Source organism: Bradyrhizobium sp. SZCCHNS1022 (assembly GCF_032484835.1).
GTDB lineage: Bacteria > Pseudomonadota > Alphaproteobacteria > Rhizobiales > Xanthobacteraceae > Bradyrhizobium.
Genome location: NZ_JAUETT010000001.1, coordinates 1,981,148 through 1,999,159, shown reverse-complemented (window position 1 = coordinate 1,999,159; position 18,012 = coordinate 1,981,148). Strand labels below are relative to the sequence as shown.

At 64.7% G+C, this 18,012-nt stretch carries 13 protein-coding genes; 4 read left to right on the top strand and 9 right to left on the bottom strand.

Features of this window, described 5'->3' with window-relative positions; translation table 11 throughout:
- Positions 1–9: 9 nt before the first annotated feature.
- From QX071_RS09085 to QX071_RS09070, 4 genes are all read right to left on the bottom strand, one after another.
- Positions 10–213, bottom strand: coding sequence for a hypothetical protein (locus QX071_RS09085; RefSeq protein ID WP_315701156.1), 204 nt, complete (start codon positions 211–213; stop codon positions 10–12).
- A 423-nt stretch (positions 214–636) separates the two neighbouring features.
- Positions 637–2,370 (bottom strand): thiamine pyrophosphate-requiring protein, encoded by a 1,734-nt coding sequence (locus QX071_RS09080; RefSeq protein WP_315701157.1) that lies wholly within the window; start codon positions 2,368–2,370, stop codon positions 637–639.
- A 20-nt stretch (positions 2,371–2,390) separates the two neighbouring features.
- Entirely contained in the window at positions 2,391–4,076 is a 1,686-nt protein-coding gene (locus QX071_RS09075) for an FAD-dependent oxidoreductase (protein WP_315701158.1), read from the bottom strand.
- A gap of 21 nt (positions 4,077–4,097) precedes the next feature.
- The gene (locus QX071_RS09070; protein ID WP_315701159.1) at positions 4,098–5,471 is read right to left on the bottom strand and encodes an MFS transporter; all 1,374 of its coding nucleotides are present in this window, start codon (positions 5,469–5,471) and stop codon (positions 4,098–4,100) included.
- A 154-nt stretch (positions 5,472–5,625) separates the two neighbouring features.
- Here QX071_RS09070 and QX071_RS09065 point away from each other — a divergent pair, with 154 nt between their 5' ends.
- Both QX071_RS09065 and katG read left to right on the top strand, forming a co-directional pair.
- Complete coding sequence (locus QX071_RS09065) at positions 5,626–6,522, top strand: LysR family transcriptional regulator (RefSeq protein ID WP_315701160.1); 897 nt, start codon at positions 5,626–5,628, stop codon at positions 6,520–6,522.
- A gap of 259 nt (positions 6,523–6,781) precedes the next feature.
- Positions 6,782–8,962 carry a catalase/peroxidase HPI gene (gene katG / locus QX071_RS09060; RefSeq protein WP_315701161.1) on the top strand — a complete coding sequence of 727 codons (2,181 nt, stop codon included), beginning with the start codon at positions 6,782–6,784 and terminating at the stop codon, positions 8,960–8,962.
- Between the two features lie 316 nt (positions 8,963–9,278).
- Here the strand turns inward: katG and QX071_RS09055 are convergent, their stop codons facing one another.
- From QX071_RS09055 to QX071_RS09035, 5 genes are all read right to left on the bottom strand, one after another.
- The gene (locus tag QX071_RS09055) at positions 9,279–10,100 is read right to left on the bottom strand and encodes a lytic murein transglycosylase (RefSeq protein ID WP_315701162.1); all 822 of its coding nucleotides are present in this window, start codon (positions 10,098–10,100) and stop codon (positions 9,279–9,281) included.
- Positions 10,101–10,202: 102 nt separating this feature from the next.
- Entirely contained in the window at positions 10,203–13,358 is a 3,156-nt protein-coding gene (locus QX071_RS09050; protein WP_315701163.1) for a multidrug efflux RND transporter permease subunit, read from the bottom strand.
- Positions 13,359–13,383: 25 nt separating this feature from the next.
- Positions 13,384–14,580 carry an efflux RND transporter periplasmic adaptor subunit gene (locus tag QX071_RS09045; protein ID WP_315701164.1) on the bottom strand — a complete coding sequence of 399 codons (1,197 nt, stop codon included), beginning with the start codon at positions 14,578–14,580 and terminating at the stop codon, positions 13,384–13,386.
- A 250-nt stretch (positions 14,581–14,830) separates the two neighbouring features.
- Positions 14,831–15,076 carry a hypothetical protein gene (locus tag QX071_RS09040; protein WP_315701165.1) on the bottom strand — a complete coding sequence of 82 codons (246 nt, stop codon included), beginning with the start codon at positions 15,074–15,076 and terminating at the stop codon, positions 14,831–14,833.
- A gap of 61 nt (positions 15,077–15,137) precedes the next feature.
- Entirely contained in the window at positions 15,138–15,902 is a 765-nt protein-coding gene (locus tag QX071_RS09035) for a DUF899 domain-containing protein (protein ID WP_315701166.1), read from the bottom strand.
- Positions 15,903–15,986: 84 nt separating this feature from the next.
- Between QX071_RS09035 and QX071_RS09030 the strand changes: the two genes are divergently transcribed.
- Entirely contained in the window at positions 15,987–17,207 is a 1,221-nt protein-coding gene (locus QX071_RS09030) for a helix-turn-helix domain-containing protein (RefSeq protein ID WP_315701167.1), read from the top strand.
- A 32-nt stretch (positions 17,208–17,239) separates the two neighbouring features.
- Positions 17,240–17,875, top strand: coding sequence for a PQQ-binding-like beta-propeller repeat protein (locus QX071_RS09025; protein ID WP_315701168.1), 636 nt, complete (start codon positions 17,240–17,242; stop codon positions 17,873–17,875).
- The last annotated feature ends 137 nt before the right edge of the window (positions 17,876–18,012 follow it).

The following is an 18,012-nucleotide window of genomic DNA, read 5'->3' as shown; positions in this document are numbered from 1 at the left end:
GAAGGGATTTCAGAGCGGTTGCCGGCGCGCGGGTCCGCGTCCGGAGTTGGCCAATGCACGGGCCGCGATTTCCGCATCGCGTGCCGAGGGAAAGCGCCGGCCTTCGAGACTGTCGAAGGCGCGTTCCGAGGAGAAGAAGCTGAAGCCACCTTCGTCCCGTGTGACGATACCGGCAGTGCGATTGTAGACTTCGATGATGTAGGCGCTGGACATGGCGGCTCATTCGCCGGCTTCCGCACGGCGCTCCTGTCTGATCTGTGGTGTTGGGATCGAGCTTGCTGATCGTATTGATCAGCGACAGGCACCGGTCGCCGCAGAGAAGCAGCGCCCGGCATTGCGCGTGCGCGCATGTCGATACACTGTTCTGCTGTCTGTCATGCGATGACCTCTGGTCGGCGATGCAGGCTGAATATCGGCGCGAACTACACGCCGGTCAATGAAATGGCCGTTCAAAGATCGACGCGCCGCATGCGGTTTTTGCCACCACGCGCAGTTACGAAACAACGAAATGGTTCATCGCCTCACAGCTCGGAATGCTACTAATTCGCAGCCGAGCATTCGCGGAAAGCAAGCCGTCGTCGACAAGCAGTCGAGCGGAGCAAGTTCCGCCTTACCGGTAAAATGGATCGCCCCGCTTCAGAGCGGGGTGATATCGACATGCAGGACCGCGGCGCGGCCGTCGTCCAGTGCGACCAGGCAGCGAGCTATCGCCGCGTCAAGTTCGTCCGGATCGGAGACCCGCTCGCCATGAGCCCCAAACGCGCGCGCGACGTCAGCGAAGTGCCGCTGCTCCCCCTCACGCCCGGTGCGAAGCCTTGACAGGAATGAGTCAGTTCGCTGCGCGGTTCCGTCCGGATAGACGCGCTGAACCGACGCCTTCACGGCCTGCCACCCACCATTGTCGAGGACAATGGTGAAGATCGGCAGCTGGTATTGCTGAGACACGGCGTAGACGGAATCCGGCGCGGCGAAATGGAAGGCGCCGTCGCCCACGATCTGCACCACCCGCCGCGAAGGATTTGCCAGGCGGAGCCCGAGCGCCATGCCGCCGCTGAAGCCAAGGCCGCCACCGGCAAGACCGACATAAGTCAGCGGCTTGGTTCGGCGCAGCTGCTGCTGAAGCACCGGCGCATTACGGACCGCCTCATTGAGAACGATGTCGTCCTCCGACAACAGCGCCTGAAGGCGCGCGAAGAGAAAGGCGGGATTGATCGCACCCGGCTCGCCCTTGCGGGCTGCCGCGGATGTCCGCCTCGCCTGCGCGGCCGCGCGCGCGGGCTGCCAACTCGCGACCCGGTCTCGCACTTTCGTCCAGTGGGATTCATCGGCCCGCGCCAGGACGATCTCCAGCACCTGCCGAAGGATCACCGCCGAATCGCCCTGGATGCGCAGGTCGGTCGCAAATCCCCACATCGGAATGTCGGCCTTCAGCGGATCGATGTCGATCTGGATCCAGCGCAGTGCCTCCGCCGCTTTCAGCGCCTGCGGAACGAAGGGCACGTCAGTGTCGACGAGGAGGCCGAGGTCGGCATTGGTCACGAGCGCAGCCGGATCGGAGCCGGCGAAGCACGGCGAGTCATGACAGATGTTCATCGTCACCGGATTGAACTCGACAACCCGGATCCCACAGACGAGCGCCAGCCGTTCGAACACCGCGACCGCTTCGGCGTTGCGACCGAGGTAAGCCGTCAGCGCGATCGGATCGTCCGCAGCCATCAGCGCATCCGCCACCGCCTCTGCACGTGCCGGCTCGATGCCTCCCGACTTCACGCTGCCATAGCGCGCCGGCGGATAAGCGGGCATTGCCTGCTCGTCCCAGGTCTCAGCGAGCGTCTCACGCGGCAGCATCATGTAGACCGGTCCCGGCGGATCGCTGTGCATGAAGGCCGCAGCGCGCGCCAACGCCTCCTTCACCACCACGCCGGACGGCAGCGTGTATTCCCATTTCACATAGGGGCGTACGATGCTGGCCGGATCGAAACTATCCTGTATGAAATGAACATAGGTGTCGCGCGAACCCGCCAGCTCACCATGCAGCGTGAACGGAGCGCGGCCCGCAAACAGCATGACCGGCAGCCGATAGCGAAAGAGGTTCTGGATCGCCATGCATGCATTGGCCGTACCGGCATCGACATGGACGAACACGGCCTGACCGCGTCCGGTTGCCATCGCATAGCCGGCCGCCATGTGGACCGCGACCACCTCGTGCGGACACAGGACGACCTCGGGATGCCGGCGCCCTTCGCTGTCCCAGCGCGCGATCTCCTCGATCAGCGAGACATGGTCGGTACCGAGATTGGCAAAGATGTAATCGACGCCAAGATCGACCAGGGCTTCGAGGAAGTAGTGCGCAGTGCTGTAGCTTGCCATGGCGGCTGCGATGGTCGGAACTAGGCCAGGACGGCTTCGTCGCGGCGCGCCGCGCCGGACTGAGCCGCAAGACCGCGCAGCCGCTCGAACAACCGATCGGGCTCACCGGGTGCGAGCTGGCCGCGCCAGGCGATGTGCGAATCCGGGCGGACGATCAGCAGGTTCTCGGGGAAGCCGAAGCCGGCACCGGCGCGATCGACATCGAGGAGCGTCAGGGGAACGCCCGACCGGGCGGCCGCTCCCACCAGCGGCGACGCATCGACCGCACGATCGAAGCGGACCAGCGTATAGGCGGGGCCAAGCGCATCCAGCAGCGAGCGGCCGCTGGACAACCAGACATGCGGCGCGCGGGCGCCGGGCACGGTCGAGGCCGTGAAATAACCCATGCTGTAGGATGGCGGCGTCTCACCATCATAGGCAATGATCGGCGAGCGGTCGTAGTAGTAGCCGAAGTTCAAGCCGGCGCAGCAATATTGCTGGACGTTGAGATCGTAGGCAGCCTGACCGACCTTGCTGCGCACGGCGTCACCGACCGGACCGTCGAGTTCGACCTCGGCAGGGACCGCCTTTCTCTGACTCATCACGGCAAGGGCGTGGTTCATCGCGAAATGCGATACCTGCTCAGTGATCGGCTGGCGCTCGGCCTCATAGGCATCGAGCAACGCGGGGCTCGCCCATCCCTGCAGCACGCCGGCGAGGATCCAGCAGAGATCAACGGCATCGGCAATGCCGGCATTCATGCCGTAGCCGGCATAGGGAATCCACAGATGCGCGGCATCGCCGCAAATGAAGGCGCGACCTTCGCGGAAACGATCGGCCACCAGGCGGCGGCCGATCCAATCCTCCTTGCTGATGATCTCGTACTGGAAACGATCGTCGACGCCGAGGATGGTGCGGAGCGCCCAATCGCGATCGACGCTGTCGAATTCGAGCTCTTCCGCCGCGAGGTGGTTGTGGATCAGCCAGTTGTCGCGGCCGTCGATCGAGACGGTGGTGCCGCAGCGGCGCGGATTGAGCGACATGGTCATCCAGGCCGGCTTTTGGGTGATCAGGTCCTTCAGGGCCGGCGCGTGGATATAGGTGGACTGCACGCGCTGCACGACATCGGTGCCCGTGAGGCGCGATCCGATCAACCTGCGCACCGTGGAGCGGCCGCCGTCGCAGCCGATCAGATAGTCGGCGGCGATGGTGATGTCCCGGTTCGCCTCGAGATCGCGCGCCCGCGCGACCACGCCGTCTGCGCCCTGGTCGAAGTGCTCGATCTGCACACGATTGAGGATCCTGATCCCAGGTCTCGCCTCGGCACAGGCGAACAGGATCGGCTCGAGATAGATCTGGTTGATGCGATGCGGCGGCTCGGGCGTCGGCCAATCCGTGTCCGGCCCACCGCTCGCCGTGTAGCGGTCCGCGCGGCATGGAATCGGGATACGCGTGAGCTCACGCCCGACGACGGCGGTGCGATAGGCGCAGTCGTTGGGGAAATCGGCCGGCAGTCCGCCTTCCCGCACCTCACGCACGATGCCGAGCCGGCGGAACACTTCCATCGAGCGCGCAGAGACGTGATTGCACTTCACGTTGGGCGGCTCCCCAGCACGGCGAATCTCGGCCACAACGACGTCGATGCCGCGCGAAGCGAGGTCCATCGCCGCGGTCAATCCGACCGGACCGGCGCCGACGATGAGAACCTGGGTTTGAATTTTCGTCATGTCATCTTCTCTCGCTTGCCCTCAGGCCCGCTCGGGCACCGAAAGCGCACCACGTTGTGTCTCTTCGGAAACTGTCGCCCCCCGGCGCATGCCAAGAAGTGCGAGGCCAACCATGACCAGGGCCGAGCAGAGCTGCGGCACGGCGCTCGCCTGGAACAGCGATGGGATGCTCCATTGCGCGGCCAGCATCAGTCCGCCGATGGTGACGCCGAGGATGGAGCCGAAGCGGCCGATGCCGAGCGCCCAGCCGAGTCCAGTGCCCCGGATGTAGGTCGGGTAGACGCGTGCTGCATAGGCATTGCAACCGATCTGGCCACCGATCACCGCAACCCCGGCGACGAAGACCGCTGGCACGAGGATCGGCAATGCGGCTCCGGCAAAGCCGATCGTGACGATCGAGACAAAGCCAGCAATATAGGTCAGGAACAGGACGCGGTCGAAGCCGAGCCGTTCGATCAGCAATCCGAGCCCGACCGTGCCGAGCATTCCTCCGAGCTGGAACGCCACGCCGACGGCGATCGCCGCCTGGACGTCAAGACCCACGCCATGCGCGAGGGTCGGCAGCCAGCTGTTAAGGAAGTAGATGTCGAGCATGTTCATGAAGAACATGACCCACAGCAGCAACGTCGGGACGAGCCGACGCTTGGTGAAGAGCTGCGGCAGCAGAAAGCCCTTGCCGCTCTCCTCGACGATCGTGAAGCGCGCATCGGCGGGGAAGCTCGCCGACGGATCGATGCGCATCAGCAGCGCGCGCACCCGATCATTTTTTCTGCCGTCGAGAGCGAGCAGTGACAACGATTCCGGCAGCCATGCGATCAGGACCGGACAGAGAATGAGCGGAAGGACACCGCCGATCACGAAGATGATCCGCCATCCATAGGCGGTGATCAGCTTTGCCGCGACCGATCCGCCAATCGCCGACCCCAGCGACACCGTCATGAACATCAGCATGATCAGCAGGGTCCGGCGGCGCTGCGGTGCATATTCGCCGGTCAGCGCGATGGTGTTGGGCAGGACGCCGCCGAGACCGAGGCCCGTTACAAATCGAAGGATCACAAGATCGGACACGCTGCCGGCCTGGCTCGTGGCCAGCGACCCCAGCGCAAAGACGACGACGCCGGCAACGACCAGCCACTTGCGACCGAAATAGTCGGCCAAGGCGCCCAACAGCAGCGAGCCGACCATGACACCGAACAGGGATGCACCGAACACAGGCCCCAAGGCCCCGGGCGCCAGATGCAGGTCCTTGCCGAGCGCCGGCGCGACGAAGCCGAGCGCCTGGGCGTCGAAGCCGTCCAGCCCGACCACCAACGCGCACAAGCAGATGACACGGACCTGGAATGCCGAAAGCGGACGGTCGTCGACATAGCGACCGATATTGATCCCCTGCGCCAAATCTCCCTCCCCGTTTGTTTTTTGTCGTTTCTGGACCGATGCGCGCGCCGTTGGGCGATGACCCCTGGGGCGATGACATCGAGTCGCAAATATGTTGCACGTTTGGACTCTTTCGATTAGCCACAAAATTCTGATCAATTCATGAGGTTACCTTATGAGTCCGAGCTTGCGGCAACTCGAGGCACTGGTCCTCGTCTATCGGCTCGGCAGCATCACCAAGGCGGCGGCCGAACTGCGCGTGACGCAATCGGCGATCAGCCTGCTGATCCGGCAAGTCGAGGAGAATTTTCAGCTCAAATTGTTCGACCGGACGACGCGCGCATTGCACCCGACGGCCGCCTGCAGAGAGGCCATCCCGGTCGCGGAACGCATCCTCGCCGGCGCGCAGGGATTGTCGCGGCGGATGCGCGACCTTGCCGAGATCAAGTCCGGCCGGGTTGCGGTCGCGGTCTCGGCCGGCGTGGCCTCCGCCCTGCTTCCCCGGGTGCTCGCGACCTACCGATCCCGTCATCCCGACGTGAGGATCGACCTCCACGACGTCGCGCCCGACGAGCTCTTGGCATTCGTGATGGCGGGACGCGCCGAATTCGGCATCGGCAGTTTCGAGAACGATGGCACATCGGAGGCGAGGATCGAGACGCTGATGCAAAGCTCGCTCTCGGCGATCGGACTCAAGGATGGCCGGTTCGAGAAGCACCGGCGGCTGACCTGGGACGACATCGCCAAGTCCGACCTCATCACGATGCGCCGCGGAACCCGGATTCGCCGCCAGATCGACGAGGCGCTGGCACGAACCGGACGCGAGCTGAAACCGGCTTTGGAAGTGTCGCTGATCACGACGGCGCTGGCGCTGACCGCGGAAGGTGCCGGCATCAGCATCCTGCCCGCGCACATGCTGCCCAGGGCGCAATTTCCGACCCTGGCAGCCATTCCATTGTCTCAACCGACGATTCATCGGCACGTGTCGCTATTGAGCCGCGCCGATTTCGGGCTGTCGCCGGCCGCCGAACGCTTCGTGGCGATTGCCAAGCGTGTCATGTCGGCCAAGTAGCGGGCAAGGCGGGAGTTTGTTCGCATCGGTCATCCCGCAGCGCGGCAACCGAGCATCCCAGCAGGTCCGCCAGAACCTTTCCGGTGAAGCTGTGGTGCGATACAATCGCGCGCTGAAGCTGCACGAACCGTCACACGATTATGATCAGATTTTCTTACCCTTCTGATCATCAATATCGATTTCCCCTGATGGCTGGCGTTTCATAGAGTGTTGCGACCCAAGCTAGGGGAAACCATCCACAGCACGGCAGGAGGCAACAATGGACGACGTCAGCAAGTGCCCGTTTTCGGGCGGCTTGAAGGGATTCACGAACAAGGAGTGGTGGCCGAACCAGCTGAACCTGTCGGTGCTCCACCAGCATTCGAGCCTCTCCAACCCGCTGGGCGAGACATTCGATTATGCCAAGGCGTTCAAGAGCCTCGACCTCGATGCCGTGATCAAGGATCTGAAGGCTTTGATGACGGATTCGCAGGAGTGGTGGCCGGCCGATTTCGGCCACTACGGACCGCTGTTCATCCGCATGGCCTGGCACAGCGCCGGCACCTACCGGATCGGCGATGGCCGCGGCGGTGGCGGCCGCGGGCAGCAGCGCTTTGCCCCCCTCAACAGCTGGCCTGACAACGCCAACCTCGACAAGGCGCGCCGGCTGCTCTGGCCGATCAAGCAGAAATACGGCCAGAAGATTTCGTGGGCCGATCTCTTCATCCTCACCGGCAACGTCGCGCTGGAGTCGATGGGCTTCAAGACCTTCGGCTTTGGCGGTGGTCGCCCGGATACCTGGGAACCAGATGAGGACATCTTCTGGGGGCCGGAAGGCAAGTGGCTCGCCGACGAACGCTATAGCGGCGACCGTGAACTCGCCGGCAATCTCGGCGCCGTGCAGATGGGCCTGATCTACGTCAACCCGGAGGGACCGAATGGCAATCCCGATCCGCTGGCCGCGGCGCGCGACATCCGCGAGACCTTCGCCCGCATGGCGATGAACGACGAGGAGACAGTGGCGCTGATCGCGGGCGGTCACACTTTCGGCAAGACCCATGGCGCGGGCGATGCCTCGTTGGTCGGTGCGGAGCCGGAAGGTGCTGATATGGCCGAGCAGGGTCTCGGTTGGGCCAGCAAATATGGTTCGGGCAAGGCCGGCGACGCCATCACGTCAGGGCTTGAAGTCATCTGGACCTCTACGCCCACCAAATGGAGCAACAACTTCTTCTGGAACCTGTTCGGCTATGAATGGGAGCTGACCAAGAGCCCGGCCGGCGCGCACCAGTGGAAGCCCAAGCACGGCGCGGGTGCCAACTCGGTGCCGGACGCACACGATCCGTCGAAGCGCCACGCGCCGTCGATGCTCACCACCGACCTCGCGCTGCGGTTCGACCCGGCCTATGAGAAGATCTCGCGTCGCTTCTACGAGAATCCGGATCAGTTCGCCGACGCTTTCGCCCGCGCCTGGTTCAAGCTGACCCATCGCGACATGGGCCCGAAGGCGCGTTACCTCGGCCCGCTGGTGCCGAAGGAAAACCTGGTCTGGCAGGACCCGCTGCCGCCGATCGATCACCCGCTGATCGACGAGACCGACGTCGCGGCGCTCAAGGCCAAGATCCTCGCATCCGGGCTTTCGATTTCGCAACTGGTCTCGGCCGCCTGGGCGTCGGCATCGACCTTCCGCGGCTCCGACAAGCGGGGCGGCGCCAATGGCGCGCGCGTTCGCCTCGCTCCGCAGAAGGACTGGGAGGTCAACCAGCCGGCCCAACTCGCGAAGGTGCTGCAGACTCTCGAAGGCATCCAAAAGGACTTCAACGCAACGGCAGCCGGCGGCAAGAAGGTCTCGATCGCGGACCTGATCGTGCTCGGCGGCGACGCTGCGGTGGAAGCGGCGGCGAAAAAGGCAGGCGTCGAGATCAAGGTGCCGTTTGCGCCCGGTCGCGCCGATGCCTCGCAAGAGCAGACCGACGTCGAGTCCTTCGAGGTGCTCGAGCCGAAGGCCGACGGCTTCCGCAACTATCTCAGCGGCAAGCAGTGGCTGTCAGGCGAGGAGTTGCTGGTCGACAAGGCGCAGCTCCTGACCCTGACCGCGCCGGAGATGACGGCCCTGGTCGGCGGCATGCGCATGCTCGGCACCAACGCCGACGGCTCCAAGCACGGCGTGTTCACCAAGCAGGCGGAGACGCTCTCCAACGACTTCTTCGTCAACCTGCTCGACATGGGCACGGCCTGGCGGCCTCTGGACAAGGGCGAGCATGCCTTCGAAGGCCGTGACCGCAAGACCGGCGAGGTCAAGTGGACCGCGACTCGTGCCGACCTGATCTTCGGCTCGCACTCGCAGCTGCGTGCGCTCGCCGAGGTCTATGCGAGCTCGGATGCCAAAGAGAAGTTCGTGAAGGACTTCGTCGCGGCCTGGACCAAGGTGATGAACCTCGACCGCTTCGAGCTGCAGGCATGAGCCCTGCGATCAGAAGCTGATCGACTGCAATAACGAGAGCGGCGCTTCGGAAACGAAGCGCCGCTCTTTTTCTCGGTCGTCATTGCGAGCGAAGCGAAGCAATCAAGAGCCACGAAGGCCTAGATTGCCTCGTCGCTTCGCGCCTCGCAATGACGATACTATCGAGCACTGGTAGGCAAATCGACCTGTCCGCCGAAGGCCGACGGGCAGGTGAACGTGGACGCGTGTCCACTTTCTGGCACAGCGCTCTGCGCCTTTGCCCACCCGACTTTGTATCTCGTACTCCGCGCGACCTACTACAACGCCCATCCAACCTTCACCGCGCCGCGGCGGAACCGCCGCCGTCGATCTGGCGGCCCATCAGCGCGATCGCTTTCTGGTAGACGCCCGCCGCGTTCCAAGCTTCGATTGCCGCAAAATTCGGTTCGCCCGGCTGATAGCCGGCTCCGGCCCGCCAGCCATTGGCGTGCAGGAAGTTCGCGGTCGAGGTCAGCGCGTTGGCGGCATTGTCGAGATTGCCGATGCCATAGTTCAGGATGGTCTTCGGCATGAACTGGGTCTGCCCGACCTCGCCATGCATCGACCCGCGCTGCGACGGCGACAGCTGACCGTGGTCGATCAGCTTGAGCGCCGCATAGAGCTGGTCGGTGAAGAATTCCGACCGCCGGCAGTCATAGGCGAGCGTCGCGATCGACGACAGCATGTGCTGATTGCCGCGCTGGCTGCCGAACCCGGTCTCCATGCCCCAGATCGCGATCAAGGGTCCGGGCGGCACGCCATAGCGCTGCTCGATCGAGGCGAACAGCGCCGCATGCGACTGCTTCATGGACCGGCCGCGCGCCACGATAGCGGCCGCACCGCGCTTGGCCAGGAACTGATCGAGCGAGAGGCCGAAGCTGCGCTGGCCGCGATCGGCGGCAATGGTGGCGCTGGCGTAGTTGGTCTGCATCAGCGCGCCGACGGCGGTCTGTCCGACGCCCTTGGCGCGCGCCTCCTCGCTGAACTGCTGCTTCCAGGCTTCGAAGCCGCCCGGCCCGTTGCCGCACTGCGCAGCAATGGCGTTCTCGCCGACGCTTGTCAGCATCACCAGGGCCAGCGCTGCTCCTATCGTCTTCAGCATGTTTCCGCCCTTGGTCATCCCGGCTACTCCCTCGGCTGAATCTGCGGTCGTCCCGCGGAGGGAAGCTCATAGCATCCAATGGCGCGCGATCCTACCCTCAAGGGTCAGGAACTGCTGATCTCATCCCAGCGCCGGCTTCTTGCGTCCTCGTCCCTCGGCGAGATTGCGCACGACCACGTAGAAGATCGGCGTGAACATGAGGCCGAACAGCGTGACGCCAAGCATGCCGAAGAACACGGCGACGCCGACGGCCTGGCGCATCTCCGAGCCGGAACCGGTCGAGATCACCAATGGCAGTACGCCGAGGATGAACGCGAACGATGTCATGAGAATCGGCCGCAGTCGCAGCCGGCAAGCCTCGATCACGGCATCGAGCCGTTCTCGGCCCTCATTCTCGATGTCGCGGGCGAACTCGACGATCAGGATCGCGTTCTTGGCGGCCAGACCGACCAGCACCACGAATCCGATCTGGGTCAGGATGTTGACATCCTGGCCCATGATGCGAACGCCGATCGTCGCGGCCAACAGGCACATCGGCACGATCAGGATCACGGCAAACGGCAGGGTCCAGCTGCCATACTGTGCCGCCAGCACCAGATAGACGAACAGCACGCAGATCGGGAACACATAAAGACCGGCGCTGGCACCGTTCACCTGCTGAAAGGACAGGTCCGTCCACTCATAGGCAAAGCCGCTCGGCAGCGTCTCATCGGCCAGCCGCTTCATGATGTCGATCGCGGTCGCCGAACTCACGCCCGGCAAGGTATCGCCCTGCACCTCCGACGACGGATAGAGATTGTAGCGCGCAACGCGGTCCGGCCCTGCGACGTCCTTGAAATCGACCACGCTGCCGAGCATGACCATGTCGCCCGCCGCGTTGCGCGTGCGCAGCCGCGCCAGATCAGCGGTCTCCTTGCGGAACGGCAAATCGGCTTGCGCCGTGACGTGATAGGTCCGGCCGAACAGGTTGAAGTCGTTGACGTAGGTCGAGCCGAAATAGGTCTCGATCGTATCGGTGATGTTCGCAATCGGCACGCCGAGCTTCTCGGCCTTGACCCGATCGATATCGACGAACACCTGCGGGGTGTTGGCGCTGTAGGGCGAGAACACGGCGGTCAATCCCGGTGCCTTGCGCGCCGCCCCCACCAACTCGTCCGTCGCGGCGGCGAGCAGCTCGCTGCCCCGTCCCTGCCGGTCCTGGATGCGCATCGTGAAGCCGCCGCCGGTGCCGATGCCCGGCACGGCGGGCGGCGGAATCACGATGATGAACGCACCCTCGATCCCCGCAAGGCGCTTGCGCAACTCGGCCGTGATCACATTGGCGGTCAGCCCCTTCTTGGCGCGGACCTCGGGCTCGTCGAACACGGGAAACAGCGCAGCGGAATTGCTCGCCTGCGTGCGTGTGGCCCCCGACAGACCCGCCAACGCCGGAACCCGCACGACGCCCGGCGTGGCCAACGCGATGTTCTCAATCTTGCGCACGATTTCGGTGGTACGCGCCAGCGAGGCGGCGCCGGGCAATTGCACGGACACGATGACGTAGCCGCGATCCTGCGCCGGAATGAAGCCTTGCGGTGTCGTCGCAAGCAGCCATCCGGCGCTGCCGATCAGCAGTGCATAGACCAGCAGCATCACGACCGAATGCCGGATCACAAAGCCCGCGACGCGCGCATAGCCGTGCGATAGACGATCGAAGATCCGGTTGAACAGGCTGGTAAAGGCGTCCCAGCCCCGCGCGATCAGATTCCAGCGCGCCGGCGGGCGTCGCTCGCCATGCGGCTGCAGGATCTGCGACGCCAGCGCCGGCGACAGCGTCAGCGAGCAGAAGCAGGAGATCGCGGTCGCGACCGCGATGGTGACGGCGAATTGCTGGAAGAACTGACCCGAAATGCCGCCGAGGAACGCGGTCGGCACGAACACGGCGCAGAGCACCAGCGCGATCGAGACCAGCGCGCCGCCGACCTCCTCCATCGTCTTGAGCGCCGCATCCCGCCTGCCCAGGCCATGCTCGAGATGGCGTTCGACATTTTCGACCACCACGATCGCATCGTCCACGACGATGCCGACCGCGAGGACCAGACCAAACAAAGTGAGATTGTTGATCGAGAAGCCGAGGGCCGCCATCACCGCAAAAGTGCCGACCAGCGATACCGGGATGGCGACGATCGGAATGATCGCAGGCCGCCAGCCCTGCAGGAACACCAGCACCACGATGACGACCAGCGCCATCGCCTCATAGATGGTCTTCACCAGTTCGCTGACGGACTGGGCGATGAACTCGGTCGGGTTATAGCCGATATTGTAGTCGAGGCCCCTGGGGAAATTGGCCTTCAAGCCCACCATCGTATCGGAGATCCGCTTGGCGGTGGCGAGGGCATTCGAGCCCGGACGCTGAAACACCAGAAGCGCCACCGCGGACTTCCTGAGCAGAAAGCCGTTGGTGGAGAAATCCAGCGCCCCGAGCTCGATCCTGGCCACGTCGCGCAGCCGCACGGTACGGCCGTCGGCGCCGGCCTTGACGACGATGTCCTCGAACTGCTGGGGCTCCTTCAGCCGGCCAGTGAATGTCAGGTTGGGCTGAAAGGCTCGGTCGGCGATCGGCGGCGAGGCGATCTGCCCACCCGTGATCTGCAGGTTCTGGGCGCGGACCGCCGCCACCACGTCGCCAGCCGTCATGCCGAGATTGGCAATCTTGTCCGGATCGAGCCATAGCCGCATCGAATAGTCCCGCGCCCCGAAGATCGTGATGTCGCCGACGCCATCGAGCCGAAGCAACTGGTCGCGGACCTGCAGCAGCGCGTAGTTCGAAATGTAGGTCTGGTCGAAAGTGTCGTCCGGCGACAGCATGAACACGACCATCATCAGGTCGGGACTGTTCTTGCGCGTGACGACGCCGTTGCGCTGCACCTCCTCCGGCAGCCGCGGCTGCGCGATGGCGACGCGGTTCTGCACCAGCACCTGGGCCTTGTCGAGATCGGTGCCGAGCTTGAAGGTGACGGTGATGTTCAACTGGCCGTTCGAGGTCGCCTGGCTGTAGAGATACAACATGTCGTCGACGCCGTTGATCTCCTGCTCGATCGGCGCGGCTACCGTGTCGGAGACGGTCTGCGCGGAAGCGCCGGGATATTGCGTGGTGACTACGACGGTCGGCGGCACCACTTGCGGATATTCCGAGACCGGCAAGGTCGGATAGGCGATCGCGCCGACGATCAGCAGCACGATCGACAGCACCATCGCCAGGATGGGCTGGTTGATGGAGAGCCGCCCGAGATTCATGATCTGCGCCTATTGATTGTCGCCGTCAGGTCCCGCTCGACGCCGGATGTGGCGCCACCTTGGCACCCACGCGCGCACGCTGGATACCGTCGATGATGACGCGATCCTCCGCCTTCAGGCCTTCGCGGATCACGCGTAGACCCTCATCGAGCGGACCGAGCGTGACCGGCCGCGCCTCGACCGTGTCGTCGTCCTTGACCACAAAGACGATCTTGCGCGACTGGTCGGTGGCAACAGCAGTGTCCGGAATCAACAGCGCCTCATAAGGCAAGGAGCCGATCAGGCGGACGCGGCCGAACTGCCCGGGCAGGATCGAAAGATCCTTGTTCTGGATCACGGCGCGGCTGCGCAGCGTGCCGGTCGAGACGTCGAGCCGGTTGTCGAGGAAATTGACCGTACCGTCATGCGAGGGCTTGGTCTCGCCCGTCAAGGTGACCTGCACCGGATTCGGCGTGTCGCGTGAGCTCGGACGCTTGCCCTCGAACCAGAGCCTGGAGTTCTTCTGATAGGTCGCCTCGTCCATGTCGAAATAGATGTAGATGGGATCGAGCGTGACGATCGAGGTCAGCAGCGTCGAGGTGCCGGTGTCGCTACCCTGGATGAGATTGCCAGCGCTGACCAGATGCCGGCTGACCCGGCCCGTTATGGGCGCCAGCACATGGGTGAATTCGACGTTCAGCTTGGCTGCCTTCATCACGCCCTCGACCTGGGTCTCCGCCGCCTGCGCCGATTGCAACGCCTGACGGCGCTGGTCGACCACGGAATCGGACACCGCCTGGGTCTTGTTGAGCGTCTCGGCGCGGTCAAATTCGCGCCGCGCCAGCTCGGTCTTGGCCTTGGCGTCCGCGAGTTGGCCCTCGGCCTGCTCGGCCACCGCCTCGAACGGCCGTGCATCGATCACATAGAGCAGATCGCCGGCATGGACGATCGCGCCGTCCTGGAACTCGACCGAGGTGATATAGCCACCGACCCTGGCGCGCACCTGCACCTCTTCCACCGCTTCGAAGCGGCCGGTGAACTCGTCCCAGTCGGTGACCGTACGCTTGACCGGCTGAGCCACGGTGACAGGTGGAGCAGCGGCCGCCTGAGGCGGCGGCTGCTGCTCGCCACAGCCGGTGAAAGCGGCCGCGAGGCAGAGCGTTAAGATGTTGAGCGTCCTCCTAAAACCAACGAAATTGTCGGTTCGCTGCGGCGTGGCGGACGACAAGCGACTGGTGCACATCGACGCGTATTCCCCGGGAGACGTGCGGAGCATAACACGCAATCACGTCATCGGCCTTCAAAATCGACCGCATCTAATTCGCTGCCCAAGTTGAAGGACGCCCATCATCTCTCAAAGGCGGGTTCCATGGTCCGCACCTCCGCTGAATTCGTCGTCCTCGATGAACACTGGCGGAAGATATCCGATTGAGGCGTCGAAGGTTGCGACGCAGGCCCGCTATCCAAAATTGAAAGGCACGGCCGGCGGCCCTTCATGGCAGATACTGCGCTGCGGCCGCGATCGAGCGGCGGCCGGTACGCCACCAAGCAGCAAGCCTGAACCACGGCGCCAAGTGAAAGACGCTCATCAGCACGTACATCAGCAGCATCGGATTCATGATAGCTCCTTCTCGGGACGCTAGGCACATCGGGTCCGGCGCGCTCGCGCCGGGCACGCAGGTCGCGAGCGCCATGATCGCGAAGGTGGGCGCGGCGGCGAGGCTGAGCCAATCGGCCATGCCGGGCTTTGCTCTGGTTGCAGTTGACGATTGTTCCATCGATCTGCCGCCTCTGCCCGTATTACGATTGCACGCCGTATTCGTCACGGCGGCGCCACCACATGCCCTGCTCGTTGCGTCCCTTCGGCGCGCGATCGAGCCATTGATAGCTGCCCCATAGTCCGTCGAGACCGCGCGCGTAGGCCGAATAGGTGTGGTAGACCGCGCCGTCTTCGCTAACGAACGCGCTCATGCCGGGGCGATCGCGCATGAAGGTGGCGCCATCGGTTCCGCAGGCGGACGCCACCCGCGCGACCATCGGCGGCACATCCGCTGCTGTGCGGGCCGGAGTCGGCTGGTAATTGTACTCGGTACCGCCCTTGAGCTGCTGCTCCTCGGTGGTCGAGACGTTGAAGTCGAAATTGAAATCGCTGCTCGCCGAGGAGGCCCACGGGAAAGACCAACCCATCCGCTTCTTGTAGGCCTTGAGCTTGGCGAGTGGTGCACGCGAGACCGCCCACAACATCACGTCGTGCTGCGCGAGGTGGACTGCGAAGCCGTTGAAGCCGTCGGCGATCATCGAACAGGATGGACAGCCGGCCGCAAAATCCGGCCCGAACATGAAGTGATAGACCAGGAGCTGCGAACGTCCCTGGAACAGATCGGGCAGCGAGGCCGGGCCATCATCGGTGTCGAAATGGTAATCCTTGTCGACCCGAACCCAGGGCAGCGCCTGGCGCCGCCGCGCCAGCGCATCGCTCTGCCTTGTCAGCTCCTTCTCGGCCTGCAGCAGTTCGAGCCGTGCTGCCAGCCAGTCTTCGCGTGTTCCCGTAAGGTGTGTGGCCATGGCGTGATCCTTTGAATGTTGATCGCGAGTTACGTTAGGATCGGCCCCGGCACAGGTGGGAGTTACAAGTGTGACGGGATTTGCATGGACTCGCTGATCACGGCCGCGGCGCTGGCGCTGGCCTCGGGGGATGCGCTCGGGGCGCTGAACCGGGTGGCACTGCGCGAGGATGCGCCGGCGCTGGCGTTGCGTGGCATCGCCATGGCGCGGCTCGGGGATTTCGTGCGAGCGAAGGCGCTGCTGCGACGCGCGGCCGGCGCGTTCGGCCCCAGCGAAGCGGTGGCGCGCGCGCGCTGTGTGGTCGCCGAAGCCGAGATTGCGCTCGCCTCGCGCGATCTGCGCTGGCCGACCAAGGCACTGGAAGCCGCGCGGGTGATGCTCGACAAGCATGGCGACCGGCTCAATGCCGCGCATGCGCGCAGCCTGGAAATCCGCCGCCTGCTTCTGATCGGCCAGCTCGACGAGGCCGAGCAGCGCCTCGCCCAACTTGACCCGGCGCCATTGCCGCCGGCCTCGCGCGCGATCTACGAGTTGATCGTGGCGGGACTTGCGATGCGACGGCTGCAGACCAAGGCCGCGCGCGCCGCCCTTGAACGCGCCGACCATGCCGCACGACGCTCCGGCATCCATGAACTGATCGCGGAGATCGAGCAGGCCTCACATGCTTTGGCTGCGCCCGCGGCGCGACTGATCTCGCGCGGCGAGGACCAGCTCTTGCAGCTGGCCGAAGTCGAAGCCCTGCTTCGCTCCGATGCGCTCGTCGTCGACGCCTGCCGGCTTGCCGTGCGTTACGGCCGTGTTGTTATTAGTCTTGCGCGGCGGCCCGTTCTGTTCGCGCTCGCGCGGGCGCTGGCCGAGGCATGGCCCAACGACGCGCCGCGAGCCGCGCTGATTGCACAGGCGTTCCGCGGCAAGGAGGCAGACGAGTCGCATCGCGCGCGGCTGCGTGTCGAGATCGGACGGCTGCGGCAGGCCTTGCAGCCTCTGGCCGAGGTCGCAGCGACCAAAGTGGGCTTTGCGCTGTTACCGATCCGTGTGCAGGATGTGGTCGTATTGACGCAGCCGATCGAAGACGAGCATGCGGCCGTGCTGGCCTGTCTCGCCGATGGCGAGGCCTGGTCGAGCTCCGGCCTGGCGCTTGCGCTCGGCTCCAGCCAGCGCACCGTGCAGCGCGCGCTGGACGAACTGCTGCTCGCCGGCAAAGTGCAGGCCTTCGGGCACGGACGGGCGCGGCGCTGGACCAGCCCGCTGCTGCCGGGATTCGCGACGACCTTGTTACTCCCCGCCGCGCTGCCGGCGGAATAGCATCCTTGCATTGAGATCACAGGAGCGGACAGATGAAGCCACGAGCGGCGGAGATCGTCAGGGAATACGGCCCGTTTGGGGAGGCCGCACGGGTCGGCGGCGTCACCTATGATGGCCGGAACGTCTGGTTCGCAGCAGGAGATGCATTGAAGGCATTCGACCCGGCCGATGGTTCGGTGCAGCGTTCGCTGGACGTGCCCGCGCATGCCGGGACCGCGTTCGACGGCCGGCATCTGTTTCAGATCGCCGAAAGCCGCATCCAGAAGATCGATCCCGCGAGCGGCGAGGTCGTGGCGACGATCCCAGCACCGGGTGGCGGCGGCGATTCGGGCATGGCCTGGGCCGAGGGGACACTCTGGGTCGGCGTGTACCGCGAGCGCAAGATCCATCAGATCGATCCGGACACGGGCAAGATCTTGCGCACCATCCCCTGCACGCGCTTTGTCACCGGCGTGACCTGGGTCGATGGCGAACTCTGGCACGGCAGCTGGGAAGACGAAGCCGGCGCGTTGCGCCGCATCGACCCGCAGAGCGGCGAGGTTCTCGATCAGCTCGACATGCCGGAGGGCATCACTGTCTCCGGGCTGGAGTCCGATGGAAAGGATCAGTTCTACTGCGGCGGCGGCAGCAGCGGCAAAGTGCGCGCGGTGCGGCGGCCAAGGCGGTAGCCGCGCGGCGACGTGATCATTGAACGGCTAGCCATGCACAGACTCGGTATTTCGCCTGTGCCTGCCGTCTCGGAAACGTTTGCGCGAATGGCAGAGCGTGCGGCGAACCAAACCGTCTCCTGTTCGGAGGCAAGCGC